Genomic DNA, 8,924 nt, shown 5'->3' on the forward strand with positions numbered 1-8,924 from the left:
CAGGTGGCTGCACACCTACAATCACCACCGCGGACACACCGCGCTGAACGGCCAACCACCCGCCAGCCGCGTCCCCAACCTCACGGGTCAATACAGCTAGCGCTGGCCGGCGTCGGCTGCACGGTGATGCGGCCTTCCCCGGGCCGGTGGGCCTGCAGCGCCGCCCGGGTGTAGAACAGGTCGTCCCGCTCGTCCACCACGATCGTCACGTCGCCGTAGACCACTGCCACCGCCTCCCTTCCGGCCACACCCCGCACAGACTGCCCCGGATGCGGAGACGCCAGGACCGGTCTGCGCGGCGCGCGAAGTCGTCGGCGGCGGCCCGCGCTTCCCGGACCGCCGCGCACCGCGGCCGCTGCTACATGCCGCCCAGCTTGCTGTACACCCAGTTGACGAGGTCCTGGCTGACTTCGGTCAGGCCTTTCGTCTTCATGCCGTTGAGCATGTGCTTGGTGATGGTGATCCAGTTGCGGAAGTTGCCGTGGGCCGCGGCCCGGTCGATGTTGCGGATCATCTGCGGGGCAACCTTGGCCCACAGGGAGTGGAACGCCGGCAGGGTGCCGACGACCTCGTCCTCGGGCATGCGTGTGAACTTCTGCCAGATGAAGATCCGCGAGGCCAGCATCGGTTCACGCTTGAGGACCTTGTAGCAGTTGTCGCCGCAGGCGAAGATCACCGCGATGTCGGTGTTGCGGTCGTCCCACAGGTGGCGCCAGTACTCGAACGAGCTGCGGCCCATCCACTGGGCCTCGTCGCACACCAGCACGCGGAACGTCTGCGACAGCGTCTCCTTCAGGAGGGTGTCGAATTCGATCGGCCGGGTCGGCGGTTCCCCGGGCAGCCCCAGGGCGTGGAACACTCCGTGGCGGATGGCGCCGGGGGGGTTGGCCCCGAGCGCAGCTCCAGGCGGTAGGTGTTGTCGGGGGCGATGTTGCGCAGCGCCGAGTTCACCGACATCGTCTTGCCGTATCCGGCCGCTCCGTAGGCGACCATCATGGCCTTGGCGTCGATCGTCGCCTGGACGTCGTCCAGTGTCGTCATGAGCGAGTTGGTGGCCACCAGGTGCGCATCGAGGCGGTGGAAGTGGTCGTCGTCCTCTGCGGGCAGCCTGCCGTAGTCCATGTCGCCGCTCACACGTTCTCCTCAGGGGTGTCGTCGTCCGGCCCGCGCGCGGCCGGTGGGATCGGGCGCGCCCAGCCGTCCGGGACGGGCTGGTGCGGGATGTAGCCGGGATCGGCCCGCCGCAGGTCCGTGGCGTCCGATTCGGCAAGTTCTGCCTCGGCCTCCGCCTCGGTCAGCGCACCCAGACGCTCGGGCGGGACGGCGGTGGTGACGGCCTCGAAGCGCTCGCGGCGCAGCCGTGCCGCGGCCTTCATGTCCGCGCGAAGCCGCCGCGCCTTGGCGGTGCGGGCTGTGCGGACCTTGCTGACCTGCTCCTCGCTGGCCGCCTCGGCCAAAACGGCGCTGCCCAGGTACGCACCGTCCAGGCCGAAGACCTCGATGGTCATGTCGTGGTGGGGCAGGTGGCGCACCGCGACACGGACGCCGGCCTGGCCGACCATCCAGGGGGCGATGTAGTGGCGGTTGCGCCACCGCACGCCCTGCGTGGTGATGGTGCGGGTGCGTCCGTCGTCCTCGAGCCCGAAATGGGCCAGCTGTCCAGCGGGAACGTCGTGCAGGGGAGTGGGGTCGCACGACCACGCCTGCATCGGGGTGCGGCCGCCCAGTGCCCTGGGCTGGTGCTCGGTGTTCCACCAGTGCACCCACTTCAGCAGCAGCTCCACGAACGCCTCGAACGAGAGTGCGGGCTCGTCCGGATCCGCGGTGTGCCCGCCAGTGAGCGTCTGCCGGTGCACGTAGCGCGACATGGAGACGAACAGCATGTCCTCGACCGCGCCGTTGAGCGCCTCGATGGTGCCTTTCAGGTGCGGGCTGTAGGCCGGGAGATCGACGACGGGCACGGCGAAGGCGCCCAGGGCCGAGGCCACGGTGGCACACAGGAAGTCTTTGCCGCGGTCCACCCGGATCAGGCCGGGCAGGCCGCCGGCCGGGCCGAAGGGCTCGGCACGGTCCAGGGTCATCCGCAGGGCCGCCAGCACCGCATCCGCGCTGGGTGCGTGGGGTGTTACGGCCACCCCCGTGATGACTTTGGTGTGGCAGTCGATGAACCAGGTCACCCAGGGCTGCACGAGCTGGTCCTCGAGCAATACCCGCACGGGCACACACTTGTGGTCGCCTTCCCAGGCGGCGTTGCGGTGCGTGGGAGGGCGCTGCCCGAACACGTCGAAGGCCCGCCGGGCGGCCTCCCCCTTGGCGAGCCCGGCCCGCCCCAGGCGTCAGGTCCCGGCGCAGCGCCCGGTGGATCGTCGACAGCGAGGGGGCCGCAGGCAGCCGGGGATCATCCAGGGCCCGCTGCTGCAGCTCACGGTGCACGGCGGAGGCGTTGCCTCCCCACAGCACCAGCAGCCGCCGCAGCTCCGGGGTGACGCTGAACCGTGTGCGGGACGCCGCATCGACGTGGCCGGTGGCGCGCGCCTGGGCGATCCACCGCCACACCGCCCGCTCCGAGCGGCCCACGGCCGTGGCGACCAGCTTCACGTGTGCGCTGGTCAGCTCGCCGCTCTGGTCCAGCGACAGCAAGCGCGGCAGCGCGGCAGCGCGGCCGGCCGCCCCGAGCGGGCGGTGAACACCGGTTTGCCGGCACCCCGTGTGTCGGCAGAAGAGTCACTCATGCGGTCTGCTCCTTACATGGATACGAGTCGTGGAAAGGGTCAGAAGTGCCGTTCCTACCCGGGGCGTTGGTGGTGCCAGAGGGGGGACGGCACGGGCATCCCCCGGCCGTCGTCAGGGCCGTGACGCGGCGTCATGCCAGGGGAGGCGGGCACGGCGGAGCCGTAAGCCCGCGCCGGGTGCGAGCGTCAGCAACTTCGCTGGGAAAGGGGGCGTGCTCCTCGATGGCCCGGCTGCTCCAAGGAGCACTCTTACGCCGGGACATCAAAGACGGCCCGGCGTCGGCCGGTCCTGCTACGGCGCCATCGGGCGGATGACCGCGGCCGGCGCTGAGCTGAATGCTTGTCAGTGCCGGCCGCAGGCTTCCAGGGGCGCCCTGATGCGCCGGGAGGAAGTGCGGGATCGGCCGGGCACAGGAAGGGAAGGAGAGCCACCGGTGTCCAAAGAGGCTGCCCGGGGGCGGATGGGCTCCTTGGCGCCCTTGTGGGCCGGCCCGGTGCTGCTCAGGTGTGTTCCAGCAGGCGCCGGATCCCGTCGCGGATGACTGCGGCGCGTTCTTGCTCCGTGAGCCAGGTGGCCGTGGAGCCCTGGGCGGTCTTTTCGACGAACAGCACGTCATCGACGGCGTCGGCCACTGAATACAGGTGGCTGATGACCGTGAGGGTCTTGTCCCGGATCACACTGCTGCTAAGGACAGGAAGGGTGGCGTCCAGGCGGTCGGAGTCCAGCGAGCCGAACCCTGAACCGCTCCGGGTCTGATGGAGGCTCGATTCCCTGAGAGGATCGAGTCATGGCACGTCCGTCCCCCTACCCTGCTGAACTCCGTGAGCGTGCGGTACGCATGGTCGCGGAGGTCCGCCCGAACTACCCGACCGAGTGGTCCGCAATGAAGGCGGTCGTAACCAAGCTGGGCATCGGTGCCGCAGAGACGGTGCGGACCTGGGTTCGCAAGGCCGAGGTGGACGCCGGCCAGCGGCCCGGCGTCACCTCCGAACAGGCCGCAGAGATCAAGCGGCTCAAGGCCGAGAACGCCGAGCTGCGACGGGCCAACGAGATCCTCAAGGCGGCGTCGGCTTTCTTCGCGGCCGAGCTCGACCGGCCGTCGAAGCGCTCGTAGCGTTCATCGACGCGCACCGCAAGGTGTTCGGAGTCGAGCCAATCTGCCGAGTCCTGACCAGCCACGGACTGAAGATCGCAACAGCACCTACTACGCGGCAAAGAACCGCACCCCCAGCACCCGGACAGTCCGCGACGCTGAGCTGAAGGCGCACATCAGCCTCATCCACGCGGACAATTTCAGCGTCTACGGGGTCCGAAAAGTCTGGCGTCAGCTGCACCGCGAGTGCATACCAGTGGCCCGCTGCACCGTCGCCCGGCTGATGTGCGACCTCGGCCTCCAGGGCGCCCGACGCGGGAAGAAGATCCGCACCACCATCCGGGACGACGGCCGGGAGAGAGCTGGTGACCTGCTCAGGCGCGACTTCACCGCGTCACACTCGAACGAGCGGTGGGTGGCTGACTTCACTTACGTGGCCACCTGGTCGGGGATCGTCTACGTCGCGTTCGTCGTGGACGTGTTCTCCCGCGCGATCATCGGCTGGTCCGCCGCCACCAGCAAGCGGGCCAAACCCGTCCTCGACGCCCTCGACATGGCGTTGTGGCGCCGCGACCGTGCCGGAACTCCCGCGAGGCCAGGGCTGGTTCATCATTCGGACGCGGGTAGTCAATACACGTCTTTCGCGTTCACCGCGCACCTCATCGAGGCCGGCATCGACGCCTCGACCGGCACCGTTGGTGACGCCCTGGACAACGCGCTCATGGAATCCCAGATCGGCCTCTACAGACGGAGCTGATCAAGTCTCGCAAGCCCTGGCACGGCCTCGCCGACGTCGAACTCGCCACCGCGGAATGGGTCGACTGGTTCAACAACCAGCGTCTCCACACCTCGATCGGAGACATCCCACCCCACGAGCACGAGACCAACTACTACGCTCAACACCAGCCCCAACCGGCAGCTGGAGTCAACGCATAGAGTCTCCACCGATCCCGGAGCGATTCACCCGGTTCGAAGACGCACCGCACCCGGCCCATATCTGCACAGGCTTGAGCCGGCGGGGGGTGTGAGACGTAGACGCTGGTTCCTCTCGTACTCCTCTCCATCACGCTCGCCGGACCCAGGCCATCTGGCAGTTCTGGCCCGTCCCGGCTTTGTCGGGGCCGCTCTCACCCTCACCGGCACCTCCACGGATCAGGCTGCCCCCAGCTTCATCACCCTGCTGCGACAGGGACGACGGCGACGGTCTCTCACCTCCGCACGAATTGCAGCGCCTCACGGCGCACTGACACCACCCCCCAGGTCATCCGTTCCACAGGGGGGACCAGTCATGCCGGGCCCGGAGGCCAGCGGCCCAGATAACGGGGCACTTCGGCCCGTGAACCCACACACCGCAAAGTCCTCAATAGTGAGTGAAAATTTCAAAAAGCATAGTGACTTCTTAAGTTGAATAGGTGGGTTCTGTTATGGTAGTGGCTAGTTGAGTGCCCTGGGAGGGTGAGTGAGCCAGTCGCCACAGGATGAGAGCGCGATCAACGCGACCGCGGCGCGGAACAAGCTGTACGCGCTGGTGAAGCTAGCCGAAGAGGAGGGGCGCACCACGGTGATCACCAAGCACAAGGTGCGCGCTCTACTGGCGCCGCTGGACCGGTTCCCGGCAGCCCGGAAAGCCGATGCCTTCCCAGCCCACGTGCTGAGCACGGCGCAGAAGGACATCGGTGACCTCGTCACGTTGGCGGCCCAAGGCCAACCTCAGGTGCTCCTGCGGAACACCACGCCGGTCGCGGTACTGCTCCCCGCCGACCCCTCCTCAGATGCCCTCTCATCCGACACGGCCGCGCACCCTGGCGCGGCGACCGCAGGAGGTGCGGTGAACAGCAAGGGCAACCAGGACCGCGGCAGCACGCCCCGCAGGCTCGCCACGCTCGGCGACGCCATCGGTTCCGTACTCACCGACGGCCCTGCCGACGGCCCCACCTTCGGGCTGCCAGGCCTGGACACCGCAACAGGCGGTCTGCAGCGGGGCAAGCTGACGCTCGTTGCAGCTCGTCCGAGCGTCGGCGGAAGCCTGCTCGGTCTGGCGGCCGCACGGAAGACAGCGCTTGTCGACCGCGACATGGTCTTGTACGCGGCCTCCGGACCGAACCGGGACGACATCTTCCGCCGGATCATCTCCGCCGAGACCGGCGGCGACTACCCGCGTCTGAAGCAGGGCCGCCTTACCGAGCATGAACAGCAGGTCGCCCATCAACTGGTCCAGGCCGGCGACCTCCTGATGATCGATGACGGCAGTGACCTGACCGCCGAGGACATCAGGGAGACCGCCCCGCACATGGATGGCCTGGCCCTCGTGGTCGTGGACCGCCTGCAGGCCGCCCGCAGCGCCCGCCTGCCGCTGTCCGGGGACCGTCTCCCGGATGCCTCCCAGGTACTGGCCACACTCGCGCGCACGCTGCACGTGCCGGTTCTCGCCATCGTGGACAGCGACGATCCCGCGCTCCTGGGTCTCCTGGACGCCGACGTCACGTTGACGCTCTCGCCGACCGAGGACCCTGCCAAGGTCCAGGTGACGGTCGCGGAGCGCGACTTCGGCACGATCGGCTCGGCGTACCTGCAGCCCGACCTGCTCCACGCCCGCTTCCTCGACGCTGGAGCCGCCCCCCTCGACCGCGCCCACAGCCCGGCGGGCCCCGGCCCCTCGCCGGCCACCGGCGGAACGGCGGCGCTGGAACTGGCCGAAGCCGCCCTTCCCTACACGTCTGGCGGACACCAAGGGATCCCCGCCGCCCTCACCCACGAGCTGGCGGCATGGCGGACCGCGGTTGCCAGCGGCGACCGGGAGGCACTGAAGGAGATCCTGCCGGCGCTGCTCCAGGCCGCCGCAGCGGTAGCGGAGATGCCGGACACGCATGAGGGGCACCGCCTCGCCGTCGCGCTGCGGCCCTACGGCGGGCCCGAGTCCGCCGGCGGCGCCGGCCAGTCCGCTGCTGCCGGTGCCACTGTCCAGGCCCCGGCTGACAGTGGACAGGCACAGGACGACGTGGCGCAGGACGAGGAAGGCGACGAGGATGGCCTGGCGCCGGGGGATGAGGAGGACGAGCCCGAGGGCCACGTCTTCCCTGCCCTGAAGATCCTCAAGGACGCGGTCGGCCGCTCGAAGATGCACCCGATCCGCGTTATCCGCAAGGAGGAGCGCGACAGCGGCCCGTGGCCGCTGATCAGCGAGCACATGGACGGCGAACCCCGCTGGGTCCACCCCGACGTCACCGCGACCCGCGTTCCCCACATCCGGGCGAACGGCAAGCGCGTCCGGCGAGACCAGCTCGACGTGCCCAACTCCTTCGGCGAGGGCGTGCTGTGCATGATCGACCGTAATGGCAGCTTCCCCTCCGCCTGTTCGGCCGTTCCCCTCGCCCCGAACAAGCTCCTGCACACCGGCCCGCTCGACGCGTACGACAAGGCTGGGGCTGGCATCTATCTCATCGACATCCCGGAGTGGAACCGCACCGACATGCCGCACCCCCTGGGGCGGATCATCGACCGTCCCGACAAGGACGGCCGGGTGTGGGTCACCACCCCCCACATCAAGCAACTGGAGAAACTCGTCCGGGACAACCACCTCGGCGCCATGCCGACCATCTACGACTCCTGGACCGGGAAGTACAACGAGTCCCTCTTCAAGCCCTTCTATGAGGCCACCCGCAAGGCACGCACCGAGCTCGTCCAGGTCGGCGGCGACCCGTACAAGGCGTACAAGACCCGGCTGTCCATCGCGCTGCGACTGCTGTGGCCCAAGCGCCCCTCCCAGCGGTCCCCGTTCTGGCGGCCGGACTGGCGCATGAGCATGGTCGCGGAAGCATCCGTCCGCCACTGGACTGTCGCGTTCAAGGCCGTGCAGGAAGGGCACACGCTCGTCGCGTTGCGCAACGTCGACCAGGCCATCTTCTGGACTCCGCCCGGCACGCCGCCGTCCACGTACCGGATCGGAACCGGCTTCGGCGAAGTGAAGCGCAAGTTCGTCCAGTCTGGCGAGATCATCCCCGAAGGTGACGACTGATGGCCGGCCCCACAGGCCGTGGCGACTCCCTCGGCGCGGCCCTCAACGACCTTCTGCGCTCCCAGGTCATCCCTCGCCACCGGCTGTCGTCGTACACAGCCAAGCACTGGCACGCCCAGCTCAGCCAGCTCACCGCGACCCACCGCGGGCAGCAGGCCCTGGAGGACGCTGGTCTCCACGTGACGACCAAAACCCTCATCAACTGGCTGTCCGACTCCGAGTACAACATCCGCCGCAACTACCGCGACCTCATCCATACCGCGTACGAGAACACAGCCATCGTCCCCGCCGACCCCATCCCTGACCACATCAGGCGGGGTCAGTACGAGATCAGCGGCGTCGTCAAGACCGGCGAGGACGAACGCGAACGCGGTACCCCGGATGCCGCGCCCCTGCGCATCGACGGCAGCAGGGGCCACTGGGACGAGATCGAGGAGCTCTGGCTCGCCGGCGAGCTCACCGACGACGAATTCGAGGACCACTTCATCGACGACGTCATCGTCGAGGACATCGGTGAAGGCACCGACGGATGGGAGTTTTCCGGTGCCTCGTACTCCGTCGAAGTCAGGTAGCAGCACGGACGAGACAGGCCAACCGGCCGTCCCAGCAAGGGAATTCACATCATGAGCGACAACCCGGAACGACAGAAGTTACCGCTGATCGCCGTGTACGGAGAGACGGCCGCGAACGCCGAGCATCGTGTGCCGGAGCTTCTCGCCGCCGCGGGCGCGAGCTCGGCTGAGGTACACACCCTCATCGATGCCATCCAGGCCGGCGCCGTGGAAGGCGTTCATGGCGAAGTCATCGAGCTGGACACGCAGGCATCCTCCGGCAGCAGTGACCAAGTTCACGACGGCTGGCTCCGTGCTGTCGAGGCGGTTGCCGACAGGCTCGCCCACATCGTCGACTGCACCGTCCACCAGGCCCAGGCGAAGGCCGCCGTCCTCGAGGCACTGTCGGCCTCGCCGAACCGGACTCCGCGTCCCTTGCCCACGCCCACAAGCTGGCTGCTGGTGCGGTGTTGGAGACGGCCGGGCGGGCCGCCTCCCCGCAGGCACGCCGTCTCCTGCAGGAGTTGCATGA

General features: G+C 68.6%; 6 protein-coding genes and 3 pseudogenes. 4 read left to right on the forward strand and 5 right to left on the reverse strand.

Annotation, left to right across the window (positions count from 1 at the left end; all coding sequences use genetic code 11):
* Window positions 1-80: 80 nt before the first annotated feature.
* From ACWD0J_RS40550 to ACWD0J_RS40570, 5 genes and pseudogenes are all read right to left on the reverse strand, one after another.
* Complete coding sequence (locus ACWD0J_RS40550) at window positions 81-230, reverse strand: hypothetical protein (protein WP_451500881.1); 150 nt, start codon at window positions 228-230, stop codon at window positions 81-83.
* 128 nt (window positions 231-358) lie between these two features.
* On the reverse strand, window positions 359-859 hold the full coding sequence (locus ACWD0J_RS40555; RefSeq protein WP_451500882.1) for an AAA family ATPase: 501 nt from the start codon (window positions 857-859) through the stop codon (window positions 359-361).
* On the reverse strand, window positions 793-1,134 hold the full coding sequence (locus tag ACWD0J_RS40560) for a hypothetical protein (RefSeq protein WP_451500883.1): 342 nt from the start codon (window positions 1,132-1,134) through the stop codon (window positions 793-795). The genes ACWD0J_RS40555 and ACWD0J_RS40560 overlap by 67 nt, the downstream gene beginning before the upstream one ends.
* Window positions 1,131-2,649, reverse strand: a pseudogene (locus tag ACWD0J_RS40565) (Mu transposase C-terminal domain-containing protein). Before ACWD0J_RS40565 ends, ACWD0J_RS40560 begins: the two are co-directional and overlap by 4 nt.
* A 584-nt stretch (window positions 2,650-3,233) precedes the next feature.
* Window positions 3,234-3,410 carry a hypothetical protein gene (locus ACWD0J_RS40570; RefSeq protein ID WP_451500884.1) on the reverse strand — a complete coding sequence of 59 codons (177 nt, stop codon included), beginning with the start codon at window positions 3,408-3,410 and terminating at the stop codon, window positions 3,234-3,236.
* Window positions 3,411-3,520: 110 nt separating this feature from the next.
* On the opposite strand from ACWD0J_RS40570, the pseudogene ACWD0J_RS40575 reads away from it, so the two are divergent.
* From ACWD0J_RS40575 to ACWD0J_RS40590, 4 genes and pseudogenes are all read left to right on the forward strand, one after another.
* Window positions 3,521-4,762 (forward strand): annotated as a pseudogene (locus ACWD0J_RS40575) (IS3 family transposase).
* 523 nt (window positions 4,763-5,285) lie between these two features.
* Window positions 5,286-7,841 (forward strand): DnaB-like helicase C-terminal domain-containing protein, encoded by a 2,556-nt coding sequence (locus ACWD0J_RS40580; RefSeq protein WP_451500885.1) that lies wholly within the window; start codon window positions 5,286-5,288, stop codon window positions 7,839-7,841.
* Window positions 7,841-8,413, forward strand: coding sequence for a hypothetical protein (locus ACWD0J_RS40585; protein ID WP_451500886.1), 573 nt, complete (start codon window positions 7,841-7,843; stop codon window positions 8,411-8,413). Before ACWD0J_RS40580 ends, ACWD0J_RS40585 begins: the two co-directional genes overlap by 1 nt.
* 51 nt (window positions 8,414-8,464) lie before the next feature.
* Window positions 8,465-8,924, forward strand: a pseudogene (locus tag ACWD0J_RS40590) (hypothetical protein); the annotation flags it as partial.

The sequence above is a fragment of the Streptomyces sp. NPDC003011 genome (assembly GCF_053591515.1).

Excerpts from the sequence above, each read along its gene's own strand:
- ACWD0J_RS40585 (WP_451500886.1), top strand. The coding sequence starts at position 7,841 with ATGGCCGGCCCCACAGGCCGTGGCGACTCCCTCGGCGCGGCCCTCAAC.